The sequence below is a fragment of the Tabrizicola sp. genome, from assembly GCF_041911175.1.
In the GTDB taxonomy this organism is placed as follows: domain Bacteria; phylum Pseudomonadota; class Alphaproteobacteria; order Rhodobacterales; family Rhodobacteraceae; genus Tabrizicola.
In genome coordinates, this window is the sequence record NZ_JAYRPN010000121.1 from 1 (window position 1) to 17,735 (window position 17,735).

At 68.0% G+C, this 17,735-nt stretch carries 19 protein-coding genes and 1 pseudogene; 6 read left to right on the forward strand and 14 right to left on the reverse strand.

The genetic code is table 11. The annotated features are described in order from the left end of the window. The 8 genes and pseudogenes from ACE3P6_RS16190 to ACE3P6_RS16225 form a co-directional block, all read right to left on the reverse strand. Window positions 1-208: pseudogene (locus ACE3P6_RS16190) on the reverse strand (cell division protein FtsL); the annotation flags it as partial. Then, window positions 209-1,225 (reverse strand): 16S rRNA (cytosine(1402)-N(4))-methyltransferase RsmH, encoded by a 1,017-nt coding sequence (rsmH, locus tag ACE3P6_RS16195; protein ID WP_374397052.1) that lies wholly within the window; start codon window positions 1,223-1,225, stop codon window positions 209-211. It lies immediately after the preceding pseudogene. 4 nt (window positions 1,226-1,229) lie between these two features. Continuing rightward, window positions 1,230-1,733: a division/cell wall cluster transcriptional repressor MraZ gene (locus ACE3P6_RS16200; protein WP_374397055.1), complete on the reverse strand. Its 504-nt coding sequence runs from the start codon at window positions 1,731-1,733 to the stop codon at window positions 1,230-1,232. A gap of 597 nt (window positions 1,734-2,330) precedes the next feature. After that, window positions 2,331-2,948 carry a TetR/AcrR family transcriptional regulator gene (locus ACE3P6_RS16205; protein ID WP_374397058.1) on the reverse strand — a complete coding sequence of 206 codons (618 nt, stop codon included), beginning with the start codon at window positions 2,946-2,948 and terminating at the stop codon, window positions 2,331-2,333. A 19-nt stretch (window positions 2,949-2,967) separates the two neighbouring features. Beyond that, window positions 2,968-3,417 (reverse strand): VOC family protein, encoded by a 450-nt coding sequence (locus ACE3P6_RS16210; RefSeq protein WP_374397061.1) that lies wholly within the window; start codon window positions 3,415-3,417, stop codon window positions 2,968-2,970. Between the two features lie 18 nt (window positions 3,418-3,435). Further along, window positions 3,436-4,050, reverse strand: coding sequence for a dihydrofolate reductase family protein (locus tag ACE3P6_RS16215; protein ID WP_374397064.1), 615 nt, complete (start codon window positions 4,048-4,050; stop codon window positions 3,436-3,438). 11 nt (window positions 4,051-4,061) lie between these two features. Next, on the reverse strand, window positions 4,062-4,535 hold the full coding sequence (locus ACE3P6_RS16220) for a VOC family protein (protein WP_374397067.1): 474 nt from the start codon (window positions 4,533-4,535) through the stop codon (window positions 4,062-4,064). Between the two features lie 242 nt (window positions 4,536-4,777). Further along, window positions 4,778-5,851 (reverse strand): Mrp/NBP35 family ATP-binding protein, encoded by a 1,074-nt coding sequence (locus ACE3P6_RS16225; RefSeq protein WP_374397070.1) that lies wholly within the window; start codon window positions 5,849-5,851, stop codon window positions 4,778-4,780. A 249-nt stretch (window positions 5,852-6,100) separates the two neighbouring features. Between ACE3P6_RS16225 and ACE3P6_RS16230 the strand changes: the two genes are divergently transcribed. The 6 genes from ACE3P6_RS16230 (at window position 6,101) to ACE3P6_RS16255 (ending at window position 11,300) form a co-directional block, all read left to right on the forward strand. After that, on the forward strand, window positions 6,101-6,316 hold the full coding sequence (locus ACE3P6_RS16230) for a DUF1127 domain-containing protein (protein ID WP_374397073.1): 216 nt from the start codon (window positions 6,101-6,103) through the stop codon (window positions 6,314-6,316). A 537-nt stretch (window positions 6,317-6,853) separates the two neighbouring features. Continuing rightward, window positions 6,854-8,002, forward strand: coding sequence for a benzoate/H(+) symporter BenE family transporter (locus ACE3P6_RS16235; RefSeq protein ID WP_374397076.1), 1,149 nt, complete (start codon window positions 6,854-6,856; stop codon window positions 8,000-8,002). 84 nt (window positions 8,003-8,086) lie between these two features. Continuing rightward, on the forward strand, window positions 8,087-8,758 hold the full coding sequence (locus ACE3P6_RS16240; RefSeq protein ID WP_374397078.1) for a hypothetical protein: 672 nt from the start codon (window positions 8,087-8,089) through the stop codon (window positions 8,756-8,758). A gap of 454 nt (window positions 8,759-9,212) precedes the next feature. After that, the gene (locus ACE3P6_RS16245) at window positions 9,213-10,079 is read left to right on the forward strand and encodes an S-methyl-5'-thioadenosine phosphorylase (RefSeq protein WP_374397080.1); all 867 of its coding nucleotides are present in this window, start codon (window positions 9,213-9,215) and stop codon (window positions 10,077-10,079) included. Further along, the gene (locus ACE3P6_RS16250; RefSeq protein ID WP_374397084.1) at window positions 10,076-10,744 is read left to right on the forward strand and encodes a hypothetical protein; all 669 of its coding nucleotides are present in this window, start codon (window positions 10,076-10,078) and stop codon (window positions 10,742-10,744) included. Before ACE3P6_RS16245 ends, ACE3P6_RS16250 begins: the two co-directional genes overlap by 4 nt. A gap of 22 nt (window positions 10,745-10,766) precedes the next feature. Beyond that, the gene (locus ACE3P6_RS16255; RefSeq protein WP_374397086.1) at window positions 10,767-11,300 is read left to right on the forward strand and encodes an adenine phosphoribosyltransferase; all 534 of its coding nucleotides are present in this window, start codon (window positions 10,767-10,769) and stop codon (window positions 11,298-11,300) included. 237 nt (window positions 11,301-11,537) lie between these two features. Here the strand turns inward: ACE3P6_RS16255 and ACE3P6_RS16260 are convergent, their stop codons facing one another. The 6 genes from ACE3P6_RS16260 to thrC form a co-directional block, all read right to left on the reverse strand. Then, a complete protein-coding gene (locus tag ACE3P6_RS16260) occupies window positions 11,538-12,947 on the reverse strand; it encodes an FAD-binding oxidoreductase (RefSeq protein ID WP_374397089.1) in 1,410 nt (469 codons plus the stop codon). A 45-nt stretch (window positions 12,948-12,992) separates the two neighbouring features. Continuing rightward, a complete protein-coding gene (locus ACE3P6_RS16265) occupies window positions 12,993-13,793 on the reverse strand; it encodes an MBL fold metallo-hydrolase (RefSeq protein WP_374397091.1) in 801 nt (266 codons plus the stop codon). A gap of 56 nt (window positions 13,794-13,849) precedes the next feature. Next, on the reverse strand, window positions 13,850-14,380 hold the full coding sequence (locus ACE3P6_RS16270; RefSeq protein WP_374397094.1) for a DUF1697 domain-containing protein: 531 nt from the start codon (window positions 14,378-14,380) through the stop codon (window positions 13,850-13,852). Between the two features lie 124 nt (window positions 14,381-14,504). Beyond that, complete coding sequence (locus ACE3P6_RS16275) at window positions 14,505-15,089, reverse strand: GNAT family N-acetyltransferase (protein ID WP_374374668.1); 585 nt, start codon at window positions 15,087-15,089, stop codon at window positions 14,505-14,507. Further along, on the reverse strand, window positions 15,089-16,345 hold the full coding sequence (locus tag ACE3P6_RS16280; RefSeq protein ID WP_374397097.1) for a M16 family metallopeptidase: 1,257 nt from the start codon (window positions 16,343-16,345) through the stop codon (window positions 15,089-15,091). The genes ACE3P6_RS16275 and ACE3P6_RS16280 overlap by 1 nt, the downstream gene beginning before the upstream one ends. Next, a complete protein-coding gene (thrC, locus tag ACE3P6_RS16285) occupies window positions 16,345-17,730 on the reverse strand; it encodes a threonine synthase (protein WP_374397099.1) in 1,386 nt (461 codons plus the stop codon). Before thrC ends, ACE3P6_RS16280 begins: the two co-directional genes overlap by 1 nt. Window positions 17,731-17,735: the final 5 nt, after the last annotated feature.

The following is a 17,735-nucleotide window of genomic DNA, read 5'->3' on the forward strand; positions in this document are numbered from 1 at the left end:
CGGTCGCGAGTTCCCGCAGCCGGTCGGGGCGGTTCTGGTAGGCCCATTCCGCCCGCTGCACCGTCAGCGCCTCGCGCAGGCCCGAGATCTGGCGTTGCAGCCCCTCGACCTCTTTCAGCGCGGCCTGCGTCGCGTAATTCTCGCGGTAGGCCCAGAAGCCCAGCGCGATCAGGGCGAGGAAGGACAGCACATACAAAACGGGGCGCATCTAGCGGCGTCCTTTCTTCTGGATCTCGGGCAGGCTCAACTCGGTCGCCGACAGCACCTTGGCAGGCGCATGGGTCCGACGCCCGATCCGCAGCTTCGCCGACCGCGCGCGGGGGTTGCGGGCGACTTCGGCCTCGTCGGGGGCCACGGCCTTGCGAGTGACCATCTCGAACCGCGCCTCGGTATCGGCCTTGGCCGGGGCGTAGCGGTTGGCGTTGGCCTCGTGGCCGGAGGCAAGCTGGAAGAACCGCTTCACGATCCGGTCTTCAAGGGAGTGGAAGGTGACGACGGCCAGAAGCCCGCCGGGCTTCAGCGCGCGTTCGGCGGCGTTCAACCCTTCGGCAAGCTCCTGGAACTCGGTGTTCACCGCGATGCGGATCGCCTGGAAGCTGCGGGTCGCCGGGTGGCTTTGCCCCGGCTTCGGGCGCGGCAGGCATTTCGCCACGATCTCGGCCAGCTTCGCGGTGGTCTGGATCGGCTCCAGCTGGCGCGCCGCCACGATGGCGTGCGCAATCCGTCGCGAGGCGCGTTCCTCGCCGTAGTGATACAGGATATCGGCCAGCACGCCCTCGTCGGCCCCGTTCACCAGATCGGCCGCGCTTTCGCCCGACTGGCTCATCCGCATGTCCAAGGGGCCGTCCTTCATGAAGGAAAACCCGCGTTCGGGCTGATCGAGCTGCATCGAGCTGACACCAAGGTCCAAGACCACGCCGTCTAGAGGCTCGCCCGCAAGCTCATCCAGATCGGAGAACGTCCCCGCCACCAGCCGCACCCGGTCGCCGTAGGCACCAGCCCAGCCATCGGCCATCCGCAGGGCCAAAGGGTCGCGGTCCACCCCGATGACCCGCCCTGCCCCCGCCCTCAGCAATTCGCGCGTATAGCCGCCCGCGCCCAGCGTCCCGTCCAGCCAGACGCCGGAGACGGGCGCACAGTCCCGCAGGATCGCGTCGATCAGGACCGGAACATGGGGATCGTCGGACGTCTGGCTGGACGGGCGGCCTGGCAGCGGACCCTTCATCGCCCTACCCCGTCCGCTTGTGCCGCCCGACCAGGGTCAGCGGGTCCACGTCGTCTTCGTCGTCCTCGGCCAGCTCGGCCTCGTAGACCTCTTTGCGGTACAGCCGGAAGCGGTTGGTGAAGCCCGCGAAGGCGGCCTCGCTGTCTGCCGCAAGATCGCCCGCGAAGCCCATCTTCTCGCGCACGCGGGGCGGCAGGACGATGCGGCCATCGGGGTCGACCTCGACCATCACCGACCGGCTGATCAGGTCGCGCTCGGCCCGCACCCGTTCGGGCGAGCCCATCTCCATCGCCTCGATATCCTCGGCCAGCTGGTCCGCGCCGCGCTTGGAATAGCCCTCGACGAAGTTGCGCGCCTTGCCGCCATAGACCAGCACCAGCCGTGCGCCGCCCTTCTCGCCTTTCTGGGGATCGTCCGCGTTCAGGACGGCACGAAAGGCCGCCGGGATCGAGACCCGCGCCTTTCCGTCTACCCTCTGGTAGAACTCGCCTCTGAACGCCTCTGCCATCGCCTGGCCTTCTCAAATCCGCGTCAAACCCGGGGCGATGGACATGAAAAGGCGGACCGGGTTGCTGCCACTACCCGATCCGCCGCTGTCCCATCGCTGGGCGTCCAGCTACGCGCGCCACCTGGGGGAGATGTCTGCTCGCTCGCGCGCCGGATCCTTGTTCGCCGATGAAAGGGGCTGCCTGTATGAAGCTGCCTTACGCCTTGTTCGGGGTCTTTCGTCCGCCCCTGACTTTCACTTGCCCATCGCATCGTCGTGAGATGAAGATGCGTGGGAATTCATGGGAAAGCAAGGGAAATATTGGGGGCGAATGGGCTTCATCTTGTGCCGGAAGCGACGGAAAAGCAGCATCTTGTGCCCATTTCGGCCCCCTGGATTCAATTCCTAGGCAAAGCCCCCAAAATTTACCCCTACATCTTGTGTTTTCGTCACGCCGGATGACAGTCCCGTGATTTCCCACGATTCCGCGCGATCAGGCTGCGTGGAGCGGGAAACCCGGCCTCATCCCGACGAATCTGCCCGAATCGCAGCGCTGAAAACAGCACCGGAGCACCATTTCCCACGATTTCCCGTGACCTGTGATTCGAAATCCGCACCCTACGGGTCGGGCCGCCCGAACAAGAGCCGCAGGTAACGCTCCAGATGGTCGAAGGCCTCGCGTGCGGGTGCTGCATCGTTCAGCGCTTTCGCCAGGATGATCCCGCCCTGCGTTGCCACCTGGAACTGCTGCGCCAGCCCCTCCGCCGTCACCCCCGGCACCTGATGCGCCGCCAGCGCCGCCGCCAGATGCGGCCGCACATGCTCGAACCCCGACCGCACACTGCGCTCCGCCGCCTCGCGGATCGGGATGGAGGTCTCATAGGCTTCCTGCACCGTCGTCCCGGCCACGCAGGAGAACTCCGGCACCGGCTGGCCCAGCAGCGCGCGCCGCAGGTCGATATAGCCGAAGACCCGGTCCAGCGGATCGGGCAGCGTGTTGTAGGGGTGGCTCGCGAACATCGCCCCGGTCACCTGCGTCCAGTCGTCGATCAGCGCGACGCCCAGAGCTTCCTTGCTGGCGAAGTGGTGGAAGAAGGCCCCCTTCGTCACCCCCGCCGCCGCGCACAGGTCATCGACGCTCGTCGCCGCAAACCCCCGATGGCGCACAAGGCTGCGCGCGGCCTCGATCAGCCGCGCGCGCGCCTCGCCGCGGGGAACGCGGCCCGCCTTGTTCACTCTGTCACCACGGCTGGCATCAGCCCTTGTCCCAGAGCGCGGGATTGGGTGTCAACACCGCCCAGAGAATCCCGAACGGATCGCGCACCATGCCCCAGTCGTCGCCCCAGGGCTGGCGTTCGTAGGGCATCACCGATTGGCAGCCCGCCGCGACCGCCCGGTCGAACCAGGCCCGCCCGTCGCCGACCACCAGCTGCAGATGCCCCCGCGCCAGCGGCGGTCCTTCGGGCGAACCGTCACCGACATGGTCGGTCAGCATCAGCGCGCCGCCGTTGATCTCGACCTGCAGGTGCATGTAGTGGCCCGGCTGGCCCGGCGTCTCCATCCGGCCGATGTCCCTGGCCGCGAAGGCTTTCATGTAGAAATCCGCCGCTTCCCCCGCCTGCCCGGCAAGTGACAGATAGGGGATCACCCCCTGCATGATCCGGTCTTCGGGCCGGTAGCGCTGGTCCTGTGGCACGTCGTTCATCATATCCTCCCTTGCCCGTCACGCGGGCTCTTCGGAAAAACTGCCGGTGCGCATCGGCCCGGCGGGCTTGTAGGTCGAGATCACCACACCCGAAGGCGTGGCCTTGCTGGACAGAAGCTTCAGCTCGCTCGCCGCCGCCACATCCGAGAAGATGCGCTTGCCCCGCCCGATCATCACGGGGAAGACCAGCAGCACCACCTCGTCCGCCAATCCTTCCGCGATCAACAGAGGCGTCAGGGTGGAACTGCCCCAGACGATCAGGTCCGGCCCTCCCGCCTGTTTCACCCTGGCGATGCCTGCGGCGATGTCGAGGCCCAGCGGCTCCACCGGCCCCCAGTCCAGGCTTTCCGGTCGGTGGGTCGCCACGAACTTCTTCGCCCCGTTCAGGCTGTCGGCCAATGGCCCCGCCTGTTTCGGCCAGTAGCTGCCGAAGATGTCATAGGTCTTGCGGCCCAGAAGCAGGTCGAACCCCGTCCCCTGCGCCTTGCCGATGGCGGCCCCGCCCTCCGCGTCATGATGGGGAAAAGCCCAGCCGCCGTGGTTGAAGCCGTTGGCCGGGTCCTCCTCCGGTCCGCCCGGCCCCTGGATGACCCCGTCCAGCGAGACGTGCTCGATGATCCTGATCGTTCGCATGTCCGTTCTCCTCAGGCCGCCGCGCGGACCGCCGCCTCGATCTCGGCGATGTCGATCTTCTTCTGCTTCATCATCGCCGCCGTTGCCGCCGCCGAGACCTTCTTGTCCTTGCTCAGCGTCAGCTCGGTCAACCGGCGCGGGAAGACCTGCCAGGACACGCCGAAACGGTCCTTCAGCCAGCCGCAGACGCTCTCCTCGCCGCCATCCGCGGTCAAGGCCGCCCAAAGCCGGTCGGTCTCGGCCTGGTCATCGGTTTCGACGCTGATCGACACCGCCTCGGTCAGGGTGAAATGCGGGCCTGCGTCGAGGATCTGATAGGGCGTCCCTGCAAGGGTGAAGTCCGTCACCGTGAACGGCCCCATCCCGGCATCGGCGCCGAAGCTGCGTTCGATCCGGCTTCCGGGGATCAGGTCGCAGTAGAACTTCGCCGCCTCCGGGCCACGGCCATCGCGGAACCAAAGGCAGGTACGAATGTTGTGGGTCATCGTCTTTCCTCCTTGGGGTTGTCAGCCGTCGCGTCTGCGACTCGCTGGTCATGCAGGAAAGATACCAACCAGTTGGTATGTAAACAACCCCGAATTTCGCACCACGCGGAAACCCGCCAAGTGCTCACCGCATCAGAAGGGGGCGCCGGAATTTTGGAAAATTCCGGTGCGGAGCCTTCAAAGGCTCCGGTCCGATTTCTTCGAAGAAATCGAGCACGCGGAAATGCCCGGGGCTCGGTGTCTCAGCCCATCCCGCCCGCGATCAGCCGGTCGGCGAGCGCGAGATAGGGCGCGGCCAGCGGGCCGTCGGTCGCCGCGACCGGCGTCCCGGCATCCCCCGCCACCCGCACGTCCAGCGCCAGGGGCAGTTCCCCCAGGAACGGCAGGTCCAGCTTCCGCGCCTCGGCCGCCACCCCGCCGTGGCCGAAGATATGGCTCTCATGCCCGCAGTTCGGGCAAACATAGGTCGACATGTTCTCGACCAGCCCCAGCACCGGGGTCTTCAGCTTGTGGAACATGTCCAGCGCCTTCCGCGCATCCAGCAGCGCCACGTCCTGCGGCGTGCTGACGACAATCGCCCCGGTCAGCTGCGTCCGCTGGCAGAGCGTCAACTGCACATCCCCCGTCCCCGGCGGCAGGTCGATGATGAGGACATCCAGCTTGCCCCAGGCCACCTGCCCCAGAAGCTGTTGCAAGGCCCCCATCAGCATCGGCCCACGCCAGACCACCGCCTCGTTCTCTTTCAGCATCAGGCCGATCGACATCATCGTCACCCCATGCGCGACCAGCGGCTCGATGGTCTTGCCGTCCGGCGAGGACGGGCGCTGCGAGACCCCCATCATCTTCGGCTGCGACGGCCCGTAGATATCGGCGTCCAGCAGCCCGACCCTCCGGCCCCGCCGCGCCAGCGCCACCGCCAGGTTCGAGGCCACGGTGGATTTCCCCACCCCGCCCTTTCCGCTCGCCACCGCAATGATCCGGTCGATCCCGGAAATCCGCTGCGGCCCGCCCTGCTGCGGCGTCGGATGCTGGCCGATCTTCAATGATGGAGGCGCCGCCTTCGCCGCCGGGCCATGCGCCGTCATCACCACCCGCACGGAACTGACCCCCGGCAGAGCCTTCAGCCGCGCCTCCGCCTCGGCCTGCGCCGCGCCGAGGCTGCGCGCTTCGTCCGGCGTCGCGGCCTCGATCACGAAGCGCACCGTGCCGCCCTCGACCGCCAGTGCGCGAATCAGATCGCGGCTCACCAGATCACCCCCGCCGGGGTGCGCGACCCCCGCCAGGACCCGCAACACCTGCTCCCGATCCACCGCCATCGTTCCGACTCCGCTGAAGATTTGCCCTAGGGTCGTAGCCTTTCAGCGGAAGGGCAAGGCCAGTTGACCAAATGCTCAAAATTTCGGCGAAAGCCTTGATCAATCATGACATTTCCGTGACGTCAGCCATGCGCATGCTGCATGGCAGCATTGTTCAGACCCGCTATTGTGCATCTGCAGCATGAGGCGCATGTTACCACTAACAGCGCAAAAGAACCGCGCTGACCGATCTGAAGAGGCTTGAGTAAGATGGCTTATGTGACCACCACCCCCGTTGCCCGCAAGGGTTTTGCTGACCGCCTGGCTTTCGTGAAGGACGTCGTCCTTGCCGCGATCAACCAGCGCCGCGTCTACGCCCGCACCGTGGCCGAACTGAACTCGCTCACCGACCGTGAGCTGTCCGACCTCGGCATTTCGCGCCTCGGCATCACCGAGATCGCGCGTGAGGCCGCCTACGGCAAGTGAGATTTCGCCCGGGGTCCCCTCCTCCTCCCTGGGACCTCCGGCGATAGCGGCGATGCCCCTCCTCCTCCCTGGGCACCGCCGCCCCTACACGGACCGCGAAGGTCCACCCTGATCGGACGCCTCTCCTCCTCCCTGGCGTCTGGTACTGCGGCGGTGCCAACCTCCTCCCTGGCATTGCCGCCCCCATTCCGGGCCGCGAAGGCCCGAACTGATCGGGTGCCTCTCCTCCTCCCTGGCACCTGAACCGCGCGGCGGGGTCTCTCCTCCTCCCTGGCCCTGCCGCGCCAACCCCTCCCGACGGCCCCCTCCTCCTCCCTGGGGCCTGACGGACGCGGCGGGCCCACCTCCTCCCCCGGGCACCGCCGCCCCCATTCCGGGCCTTGGCCCCGAACCCCATCGGACGCCCACCCTCCTCCCGGGCGCGCCGATCCTGTGGCGGCCCCCATTCCTCCTCCCCCGGGGGTCGCCACCTTTCCCCCTTGCAGCCCGGCCAGCGCCACGGAATAGTCCCGCGACACCCGCCGCTTGGGAGCCCGCATGCGCGCCTCGGTCCTGTCTGCCGCCACCGTCGCCGCGCTGGTGGGCTATGCCGCCTCGGTCGCGATCCTGCTGGCCGCCGCCACCGCGCTGGGGGCCACGCCCGCACAAGCCGCCAGCTGGCTCCTCGCCATCAGCCTCGGCAAGGCGGCAGGCTCCGCCCTCCTCTCCTGGCAGACGAAGGTCCCCGTCGTCCTCGCTTGGTCCACGCCCGGAGCCGCCCTCATCGCCGCGACCTCCGGCATCAGCTTTGCCGAGGGCGTGGGCGCCTTCGTCGTCACCGGCCTTCTCATCGCCGCCACCGGCCTGATCCGCCCGCTCGGCGCACTGGTCGCCCGCATCCCCGACGGCATCGCCGCCGGAATGCTGGCGGGCGTGCTCCTGCCCTTCTGCCTCAAGGGGGCCACCGCCGCGCAAGGCCTTCCCGCGATCGTCCTGCCGATGGTCGCCGTCTTCCTGGTGGTCCGGCTCTGGAACCCCGCGATGGCGACCCTCGCCGCCTTCGCGACCGGCATCGCCCTGGCGCTGATCTCCGGCGCGGACCTCTCCACCCTCCGCCTCTCCGCCCCCCTCCTCACCTTCACCGCGCCCGAGGTCCGCCCCGGCGTGATCCTCGGCCTCGCCCTGCCGCTCTACCTCGTCACGATGGCCTCGCAGAACCTGCCGGGCTTCGCCACGCTGCGCGCCGCGGGCTACGAGCCGCCCGTCAATGCCGCGCTGACCACCACCGGCCTCATTTCCACCGTCACCGCCTTCTTCGGCGCCCATACCGTCAGCATGGCGGCGATCACCGCCGCGATCTGCCTTGGCCCCGACGTGCATCCCGACCGCGACAAACGCTGGATCGTCGGCCTCGCCTATGCCTGCGTCTGGGTGCTCCTCGGCCTGCTCTCCCCCACCGTCCTGCAACTCCTCGCGGCCCTCCCCACACCCGTCGTCGCCGCCCTTGTCGCGCTCGCCCTCCTTTCCCCCCTGATGGGCGCCTGCACCGCCGCCTTCGCCCATCCCGACCAGCGCCTGCCCGCCACGCTGACGCTTGTCACCACCGCCTCCGGCATGGCCGCCTTCGGCATCGGCGCGGCCTTCTGGGGGCTGATGATCGGCCTGGCGGCCTGGGGGCTGGACCATGCCCGCCCGCGCCGCACCTGAGCGGCAGGGGGCGCGACACCGGCTCCCTTGACCGACTCGGGTCTGCGCCACAGGCTGCGGGAACATCCGGGAAAGGACTGCCCCATGCTCTTTCGCGCTCTCGCTCTCCTCTGCCTCTCCGCCCTGCCCGCCCTTGCCGAACCGATCTGCGACCCCGACCGGGGCACCGCGCTTTCGGTCACCGGCGTCGCGGCGAATGACACGCTGAACATGCGCTCCGGCCCGGCGGCCTCCCATGCCCTCGTCGCGCGCATCCGCCCCGGCGAAACCGGTGTGACCGCCACGGGCCGCGTCGCCTGGTCGAAGGGCCAGTGCTACACCACCTGCTCCGGCGCCGAGGGCGGCCTCAGCGACACCGGCCGCTCCATCGCCTATGCCTGCAAGGCCAGGGGCGGCATCTGGTATGAGGTCCGCCGGAAGAACGGCGATACCGGCTGGGCCTCGGCCAAGTATCTCGATCTTGCCGACGACGGCATGGTGATAAAGCCACCGCCACCCCCGCCGCCGAAGCCCGAGGTCGAGGCCCGCCTGTCCTATTCCTGCGGCTCTGCGGGGAAGATGACCGTGGTGATCTACAAGGGCGGCGCGACGGCGAATGTCATGATCGGCGGCAAGACCTATTTCGTGCTGCGGAAGGAACATCTCTTGCTGCGCTTCTCCTATGCCGCGGGCGATGGCGCCCGGCTGCGCGGCGGGACCGAGCTGATCGAGTGGCGCTGGCCCGGCGGCAACAAGGTGACCTGCACCGGCGCCTGACGCCCGCCACCTCGTCCCGCCAGGCCGGCCAGGCACCTGCGCCTGCCCTTCATACTGGCGCAAATATCCCCGCCGGAGGCAATCCCGGTTGACCCCAGGCACTCCGTGGCAGGCTGCGCGCCGATTTCCGCACCTGGCGCTTCGACCGGGGTGTCACACTCTCCCTGACCGAGGACACATTCCCCGACGACCCCGACAAAAGCCTCGCCACCTTCCTCGCCCGCGAAAGCTGCGAGACCGCCACCCGATAGTCCCCACGCTTTCCCCAGGCACAAAACTTTTCGAAAAGTTTTGCCAAAATCCTTCGAAGGATTTTGCTCCGGCCAATTCCTAACGCTTCCCTAACGCCCGCGACCAACCCCTTGAAATCCCAGCCATCGCCGCGCTTGTCCACCGTGGACACGATCCGCGCGCCCCGCTATCTTCCCCCCGGTCAAGACAAGAGAGGATCCCCATGCAGTGCATGCTCGGCGTGATCGGAGGATCGGGGGTCTATCAGATCGACGGCCTCGAAGGGGCCAGCTGGGTCCGGGTGAAGACCCCCTGGGGCAAGCCCTCGGACGAGGTGCTGGTCGGCCGCCTGAACGGCCTGCCCATAGCCTTCCTCCCCCGGCATGGCAGGGGCCACGTCCATACCCCCACCTCGGTCCCCTACCACGCCAACATCGACGCCCTGAAGCGCCTCGGCTGCACCGACCTCCTCGCCGTCTCCGCCGTGGGCAGCCTCCGCGAAGACTTCGCCCCCGGCCACTTCGTCCTCGTCGGCCAGTACATCGACCGCACCACCCAGCGCCCGCCTTCGTTCTTCGGCCCCGGCTGCGTCGCCCATGTCAGCCTCGCCGACCCGACCTGCCCCCGCCTCGGCGCGCTGGCCGCCCGGGCCGCGCGCGAGGCGGGCCTGACCGTCCATAGCGGGGCCACCTATCTCTCGATGGAGGGCCCGCAGTTCTCCACCCGCGCCGAAAGCCGGATGTACCGGACCTGGGGCGCCGACGTGATCGGGATGACCGGCCTTTCCGAAGCCCGCCTCGCCCGGGAAGCCGAGCTGTGCTACGCCTCCCTCGCGATGGTCACCGACTACGACTGCTGGCACGACAGCCACGGCGCGGTGGACGTGGCCCAGGTCATCGCCGTCGTCCATGCCAACGCCGCTGCCGCCCGCGGCCTCGTCGCCCGCCTGCCTGCCCTGATGGACCCCGACCGCCAGCCCTGCCCCCACGGCTGCGACCGCGCCCTCAGCCACGCAATCATGACCGCCCCCGACAAACGCGACCCCGAGCTTCTGGCCAGGCTCGACGCCATCGCGGGGCGGGTCTTGTGAGCCCGCGCGCCCTTGCCCTCCTGGCCGCGCTGCTGGCCCCCCAAGCCTCGGCCCAGGAATTCGTGACGGCGAAGGGCAAGCTGTCGGACGAGGATTTCTACCGTCTCGTCGCTTGCGCCGCACCTCCGGGCGGCGAATGCCAGAAGCCGATGGTCCGCTGGCGTGCCAAAGATGCGAAGGATCTCACCCTAGGCATCATGCAGGTCGCGGACGGGTTCCCGCCCCGGCTGCAGGCCCAGGTCGAGGACGGCCTTGACCGTGCGATTGACAAACTGAACGCGGTCGGAGCCAATCTCCGCATCAGGCATGCCAAACCGTCCGAGACTCCCGACATCAAGGTGCTCTTCCTTGACATCCCCGAAGGCGCAAGAATCACTGGCACAGGAATTGAATTCGTGGACGGATCCATCATCGGCGCTGCCACGATGACGGTCATCTGGCGTGCCAATCATACCCTGAGCAATTGCTACATCAGTTCCTCCAACAACGCCCGCCTCAGCGAGGTCTATTCCGTCATGCTGGAAGAGTTGGCCCAGTGCATGGGACTGTGGACCGACATCGGCGGCACCTACTACGAATCCCGGTCGGTCTTTTCGGAAACCAGCAACTCACGAGTAAGCTTGGGCAAGCAGGACCTGATGGCACTCCGCCGCCACTATCCATGAACTTCATTCAGGCAGTATTGTCATGGCCAAGACCGTCAAGGACTACATCCGCACCATCGTCGACTTCCCGCACGAGGGGATCCTGTTCCGCGACGTGACCACGCTCTTCGCCGATCCGCGCGGGTTCCGGATGTGCGTCGACCAGCTCCTCGCCCCCTATGCCGGGATGCGGATCGACAAGGTGGCGGGGCTGGAGGCGCGGGGCTTCATCCTGGGCGGGGCGGTGGCGCACCAGCTCTCGACCGGCTTCGTGCCGATCCGCAAGAAGGGCAAGCTGCCCGGCCAGACCATCGCCCAGGCCTACCAGCTGGAATACGGCGAGGCGGTGGTCGAGGTGCATGACGACGCGATGCAGCCGGGCGAGAAGGTGCTTCTGGTCGACGACCTCCTCGCCACCGGCGGCACGGCGGAGGCCGGTATCCGGCTGATCGAACGGCTGGGTGCCGAGGTGGTGGGCTGCGCCTTCGTGGTCGATCTGCCCGATCTTGGCGGGCGGAAGAAGCTCGAATCGCTCGGGATGGAGGTCCACGCCTTGTGCGCCTTCGAAGGGCTGTGACGCCGAACCTCCTGGCACCCCGGAGTTTTTCAAACTCCGGACCGATTTCCGCAAGGAAATCGCGCGGGCCGGGCGCAGCGGCGGGGTTGCGTTAACCGTCCTGTAAGAGAATCACTCTACACAAGGGTTTGTCAGGGCTACCCACCCTGACCGCGCTGCTACCCACAGCGTGACCTACACACCCCCAAAGCACCCCGTCGCAGGTTTCTGCGGCGGGGATGTTTCATTCCGACAGCCTCACCCCAGCACCGCCCCCGGGTTCATGATGCCGCCAGGATCCAGCGCCGCCTTGATCGCCCGCATCGCCGCCAGCTTCCCCGGATCGCCATAGCGTGCAAGGTCGGCAACCTTCAGCCTCCCCACCCCATGTTCGGCCGCGATCGACCCGCCCAGCGCATGCACCAGGTCATGCACCGCCGTCTTCACTGCGTCGCGCCGACCCTCATATTCGCCCTTCGCATGGCCCTGCGCCGGGAAGACGTTCCAGTGCAGGTTGCCATCGCCCAGATGCCCGAAGCAATTCACCCGAAACTCTCCCAGCCCCGCAATCTCCCCCGGCGCCCTGGCGATGAACCCGGGGATGGCCGACAGGGGCAGCGAGATGTCATGGCTCGACACCGCCCCCACCTTGCGGTTTGCGAGCGGGATCGTCTCGCGCAGCGCCCACAGATGCAGCGCCTGCGCCTCGGAGGTGGCTATCACCCCGTCCGTGACCAATCCCGCCTCGGCCCCGGCCTCATACAAGTTGGCCATCGTGATCTCGGGCTCCAGCCCGGCAGGCAGTTCCAGTTCCAGCAGCACAACCCAGTCGGGCACCGGGTCGAAGGGGGCCCGCAGGTCGAACCCGGTCTCGGCAAGAAAGTCGAAGCCCATCCGGCTGATCAACTCGAAGCCTGAAACCAGCCCCGCCACCCGCTCACCGCACAAGGCCAGCAGGTCCAGCGCCGCGCCGGGCGAGGGCACCGCCAGCAAGGCCACCACCCGCGCGGCGGGCTGCGGGAACAGCTTCAGGCTGGCGGCGGTGATCACCCCCAGCGTGCCCTCGGACCCGATCAGCAGGTCCCGCAGGTCATAGCCCGCGTTGTCCTTCCTGAGCCGCGTCAGGCCGCCATAGACCGTCCCGTCCGGCAAGACCGCCTCCAGCCCCAGGCAGAGGTCGCGCGCATTGCCATAGCGCAGCACCGCCGTCCCCCCGGCATTCGTCGCGAGGTTGCCGCCGATCCGGCAACTTCCCTCCGACGCCAGTGACAGCGGGAACAACCGCCCGACCCCTGCCGCATGGGCCTGCACATCGGCCAGCAGCATGCCCGCCTCGACCACCAGCGCATTCTCTTCCGGCCAGACGCCGCGCAGGGCCGTCATCCGCTCCAGCGACAGCAGAACCGGTGCGGGGCCTGACGCCATGACCTGCCCGCCGACCAGCCCGGTCCCGCCGCTGACCGGCACCACCCCCACCCGCGCTTCGGCACAGGCGCGGATCACCACCGCCACCTCCGCCGTGGTCCGGGGCCGGGCCAGCACCCCCGCCTGGCCGATCCAGCGGCCGCGGGGCTCCTCCAGATGCCGGGGCTCGGGGGCCGACAGCACCCCCTCGGGCACCAGACCCGCCAGATGGGCAACGAAACCGGGATCGCAGGGGTTCAGCATCGGCGTCTCCTTCCGCTCCTTGGTAGCCAAGGGCGGCGCGCGAGGCTAGTCCAGCCAGGCCGGTTCCAGCACCAGGATCGTCGGCTGCGACGGCAGGTCGTGCAGCGACAGCGCGACCTGCGCGCCGCCGGTCTCCACCACGGCGAACTCCGGCGCCATCTCGCGCAGGAAGGCCTGCAGGGTCTCCGGGCTGAACCAGTGCATCGGGATCACCACCGAGGCCCGGAGCCGCCGCACCACCCCCTCCATGTCGGAAAGCTGCATGGTATAGCCGCCGTCGACCGGCACCATCACCACGTCCAGCCGCCCGATCGCCGCATATTGTTCGTCCGAAGGGATCTGGTGCAGGTGGCCCAGATGGCCGATGCAAAGGCCCGCCGTCTCGAAGATGAAGATCGAGTTGCCGTCCCGCATCGCCCCCTCGCCGAAGGGCCCCCGCGTGTCGGTCGTCACGTTCCGGACCAGCATCGCGCCCAGGTCCAGCCGGTGTTCCGCCGGCCTGCCATTCTCGGGCCAGCCCTTCAGCACATGCGGGATGCGCGGATCGGGCGCGGCGGTCCAGTGCGAGGTATGGGCGTTGTTCATCGTCACCACGTCCGGCACCACATCCTGCGTGCCGAGGTAGCCGGTGTAGTCGGTCACCGCCACCGTGCCATCCGCCGTGACGATGGCAAAGCTGGCATGATCCAGGTAGCGGATCAGCACCGAACCCGGCTCCAGCCCGTCCTGCAATGCCACCGGCACCACCGAAGGCTCCGCCGCCGCCACCGCGATGCAATGCGACGGGATGCGCTCCTGCGCCAGCGCGGGCGTGGCGATCAGGGCAAGGGCAACAAGCAGGCGCATCCGTCACCTCCGGGCCATCGCGACAAGCCTAGCCCGGATCGCCCCCGACCCACCGATCACGCCTGCGCGAGTATCATCTCATGCAGCGCCGCGATGGTCCGCAGGTTCCGCGCGGTCGTCGGGGCGGGCAAGAGCTTCGGCAGCTTCTCGGCAAGCTTCGACGTGCCAAAGCCGCCCGGCGTCGACAGGGTGAACCGGCGCGGGCCGATATGCCAGCCATCGCCCGGCTCGGCCAGCGCCCGCAAGGCCGCCTCATCCGGCGTGGGGGTCTCGCGCAGGAAGATCACATGCACCAGCTTCGGCTCGGCCCCGGCAAAGGGATGATCGGTCAGCGCCGCCGCGATCTCCTCGACCGACAGCACGAAGACATCCCGCCTGAAGCCGAACCGTTCCGCAACCGCATCGCCGATCCTCGCTTCCAGCTCCGGCGCGGCGAGATCGCTCTCGAACACCGCATTGCCCGACTGGATATAGGTCCGCACGGCGCCAAGCCCCATCCCGGAGAGCATGTCCCGGAACTCCGCCATCGGCAGCTTCCCCGCCCCCGAGACGTTCACCCCGCGCAGCAATGCAACCCGAACCGCCACCTTCCGCCTTTCACATTTGCCCAAATATCCCCGCCGGAGGCAGATTCCGAGCGGCTTTGCGTCCTTCACGCAAAACCGCGAGACAAAAGGAATGCGCGTCAGCGCTCAATATGACAGGCGTCCCTCACCCCACGTCGGTCCGCCCACGCCGGTCACCGCGCAGGTTGGCGTATAGCACATGGTTGCGCCAGCGCCCGTTGATCTGCAGATAGCTCTGCGCCACGCCTTCATACTTGAAGCCGCATTTCTCCAGCACCCCGCGCGAGGGCAGGTTTTCCGGCAGGCAGGCCGCTTCCAGCCGCGACAGGTCCAGCCGGGTGAAGGCGTGATGCGTCAGCGCCAGGATCGCCTCGCGCATGTAGCCCTGCCGGGCGAAGGGCGCGCCGATCCAGTAGCCGAAGGTCCCGGTCTGCGCCGGACCCCGGCGGATGTTGTCCAGGGTCAGCGCGCCCAGAAGCTGCTGGTCCGCCCGCCGGATCAAGAGCATCGGCAGCGCCTGGCCCTGCGCTTCCGCGCGCTGCGCCCAGTAGACCCGGTTGGTGAAGGCACGGCGGCTCAGATGGTCGGTCGACCAGACCGGCTCCCATTTCACCAGAAATTCGGCCGAGGCCTCGCGCACCTCGGACCATTGCCGCCAGTCGCCATGTTCCGGCAACCGCAGCGTCATCCGCTCGGTCTCGACCCGGACGCGGCGCTTCAGGCCCAGCATCAGGCGGAAAGTCCCCGCCGAACCTCGTCGATCCCCGGGGCCGCAGCAACCGGCCCATAGACCGCCAGCGCCGCCCGCGCCGCCGTCAGCTCTGCCGCGTAGCCGCGCACCGCCGCCGTATCGACCGCGTCGATCTTCGCCACCGCTTCGCTGACCGCCGGGATGCGCCCCCAGATCGACAACAGCCGCGCATTGCGTTCGGCGCGCGAGGACGGGCTTTCCAGCCCCATCAGCAGCCCGGCCCGCAGCTGCGCCCTTGCCCGCGCAACCTCGGCCTCGGTCATGTCGGCGGCGGCCCGCTTCAGCTCGTCCACCGTCAGCTGGGTCAGCTCGCCGATCTCGGCTTCCGAGGTGCCGGCATAGATCGTGACCTGCCCGGTATCCTCATAGGCCGCCGACTGGGCATAGATCGAATAGCACAACCCCCGGTCCTCGCGGATGCGCTGGAACAGCCGCGAGGACATGCCGCCCCCCATCGCGGTCGCATAGACCTGCGCGGTATAAACCTTGTCGTCGCGGTAGCCCGGTGCCTCGAACTGCAAGGCGAAATGCACCTGCTCCAGATCCTTGACCTCGCGCCGCTCGCCCCCGACGAAGCGGGCCGGTTCCACCTTCGACCCGCCGACAGCCTTCAGCCCCCCGAAGATGCGCTCGGCCGCTGCGATGATGGCGTCATGGTCCACGCCGCCCGCCGCCGACAGGATCATCTGGTCAGGACCGTAATGCGCGCCAGTGAAGCCCTCGAAATCCGCCTTCCTGAACGAGGACACCCGCTCCTCCGGCCCCAGGATCGTGCGGCCGAAGCTCTGGTCGGGGTAGCTGACTTCATGCAGCCAGTCGAAGATGATGTCATCAGGCGTGTCCAGGGCCTGACCGATCTCCTGCAGGATGACATGGCGCTCGGTCTCGATATCGGCCTTGCGGAACAGGGGGTTCAGCACGATGTCCGAAATCACGTCCAGCGCCATCAGCACATCGCCCGACAGGACCCGGGCGTAATAGGCGGTCATCTCGCGGCTGGTATAGGCGTTGATATAACCGCCCACATCCTCGATCTCTTCCGCGATCCGCAGCGCGGACCGCCGCCGCGTGCCCTTGAAGGCCATATGTTCCAGGAAATGCGCGATGCCGTTCTGCGCGGGCGTCTCGTGCCGCCCCCCGGCCTCGACCCAAAGCCCGACGCTGGCCGACTGCAACCCCGGCATCGCCTCGGTCACGATGCGGAAACCGTTCGGCAGGGTGTGCAAGCGCTGCATCAGCGGGCAATCCTTTCGCGGACCAGCGCCTGCAGCGCGGCAAGATCGTTCGGCACCCGGGTCATCCGTTCCTCGCGCTCGAAGATATCCGCCATATGCGGCGGCAGGCCGGGCCTGATCCCGGTGGCGCGCTGCACCGCATCGGGGAACTTCGCCGGATGCGCCGTGGCCAGGGTGATCATCGGGGCCAGGCCGATATGCTCTTCCGCCACCTTCACCCCCACGGCGGAATGCGGGCAGAGAAGCTCTCCGGTCGTCTTCCAGTGCCGCGCGATCACTTCCAGCGTCTCGTCCTCGGAACAGCGGCCGGAGGCAAACGTCCCCCGCAGGCTGTCAATCGCGCCCTGGCTGATGCGGAACCCGCCCGTCTTCATCTCGCCCATCAGCGCCGCCACCGCCGCGCCGTCGCGGCCATAGGCGTCGAACAGTACCCGTTCGAAGTTCGACGACACCTGAATGTCCATCGACGGGCTCATCGAGGGCTTGACCCCGTTGGTCCGGTAGTCGCCCGAGCGCAAGGCCCGGTCGAGGATGTCGTTCTGGTTCGTCGCGATCACCAGCTGGTCAATGGGCAGGCCCATCTTCTGCGCGATGTAGCCCGCGAAGATGTCGCCGAAATTGCCGGTCGGCACGGTGAAGCTGACCGCCCGGTGCGGCGCCCCCAGCGCCGTGGCGGCGTAGAAGTAATACACCACCTGCGCCAGCACGCGGGCCCAGTTGATGCTGTTCACCCCCGCCAGCCGCACCCCGTCGCGGAAGGCGAAGTCGTTGAACATGTCCTTCACGCGGGCCTGGCAATCGTCGAAGTCCCCGTCCATCGCCAGCGCATGCACGTTTGCTTCCGAGGGCGTCGTCATCTGCCGCCGCTGCACCTCGCTGACCCGGCCATGCGGGAAGAGGATGAACACATCCACATTCGCCAGCCCCCGGAACGCCTCCATCGCCGCCGACCCGGTGTCGCCGCTGGTCGCGCCGACAATGGTGATCCGCTCCCCGGTCTTGGCCAGCGCCGCCTGCATCATCTGCCCGATGAGGCTCATGGCGAAGTCCTTGAAGGCCAGCGTCGGCCCGTGGAACAGCTCCAAAAGGAAATGGTTCGACCCCAGCTGCACCATCGGCGCGCGGGCGGCGTGGTGGAAGCCTTCATAGGCCTTGGCGATCAGGCCCCGGAATTCGTCGTCCGAAAAGAACCCGCCCAGATAGGGCCGCATCACCCGGAACGCGACCTCCTCGTAAGGCGCACCCGCCAGCGCCGCGATCTCGGCGCGGGGCATCTCCGGCACCGTCTCGGGGACATAAAGCCCGCCGTCGCGCGCAAGGCCGGTCATCATCGCTTCGCCGAATCCCAGCACGGGGGCCGAACCACGGGTCGAGATATAGTTCATCGGAT

Bases quoted from the DNA above. Each gene is read 5' to 3' on its own strand.
- rsmH (WP_374397052.1), bottom strand. From the start codon at position 1,225: ATGAAGGGTCCGCTGCCAGGCCGCCCGTCCAGCCAGACGTCCGACGAT.
- ACE3P6_RS16200 (WP_374397055.1), bottom strand. From the start codon at position 1,733: ATGGCAGAGGCGTTCAGAGGCGAGTTCTACCAGAGGGTAGACGGAAAG.
- ACE3P6_RS16210 (WP_374397061.1), bottom strand. From the start codon at position 3,417: ATGAACGACGTGCCACAGGACCAGCGCTACCGGCCCGAAGACCGGATC.
- ACE3P6_RS16215 (WP_374397064.1), bottom strand. From the start codon at position 4,050: ATGCGAACGATCAGGATCATCGAGCACGTCTCGCTGGACGGGGTCATC.
- ACE3P6_RS16220 (WP_374397067.1), bottom strand. From the start codon at position 4,535: ATGACCCACAACATTCGTACCTGCCTTTGGTTCCGCGATGGCCGTGGC.
- ACE3P6_RS16225 (WP_374397070.1), bottom strand. From the start codon at position 5,851: ATGGCGGTGGATCGGGAGCAGGTGTTGCGGGTCCTGGCGGGGGTCGCG.
- ACE3P6_RS16230 (WP_374397073.1), top strand. From the start codon at position 6,101: ATGGCTTATGTGACCACCACCCCCGTTGCCCGCAAGGGTTTTGCTGAC.
- ACE3P6_RS16235 (WP_374397076.1), top strand. From the start codon at position 6,854: ATGCGCGCCTCGGTCCTGTCTGCCGCCACCGTCGCCGCGCTGGTGGGC.
- ACE3P6_RS16240 (WP_374397078.1), top strand. From the start codon at position 8,087: ATGCTCTTTCGCGCTCTCGCTCTCCTCTGCCTCTCCGCCCTGCCCGCC.
- ACE3P6_RS16245 (WP_374397080.1), top strand. From the start codon at position 9,213: ATGCAGTGCATGCTCGGCGTGATCGGAGGATCGGGGGTCTATCAGATC.
- ACE3P6_RS16255 (WP_374397086.1), top strand. From the start codon at position 10,767: ATGGCCAAGACCGTCAAGGACTACATCCGCACCATCGTCGACTTCCCG.
- ACE3P6_RS16260 (WP_374397089.1), bottom strand. From the start codon at position 12,947: ATGCTGAACCCCTGCGATCCCGGTTTCGTTGCCCATCTGGCGGGTCTG.
- ACE3P6_RS16265 (WP_374397091.1), bottom strand. From the start codon at position 13,793: ATGCGCCTGCTTGTTGCCCTTGCCCTGATCGCCACGCCCGCGCTGGCG.
- ACE3P6_RS16275 (WP_374374668.1), bottom strand. From the start codon at position 15,089: ATGCTGGGCCTGAAGCGCCGCGTCCGGGTCGAGACCGAGCGGATGACG.
- ACE3P6_RS16280 (WP_374397097.1), bottom strand. From the start codon at position 16,345: ATGCAGCGCTTGCACACCCTGCCGAACGGTTTCCGCATCGTGACCGAG.
- thrC (WP_374397099.1), bottom strand. From the start codon at position 17,730: ATGAACTATATCTCGACCCGTGGTTCGGCCCCCGTGCTGGGATTCGGC.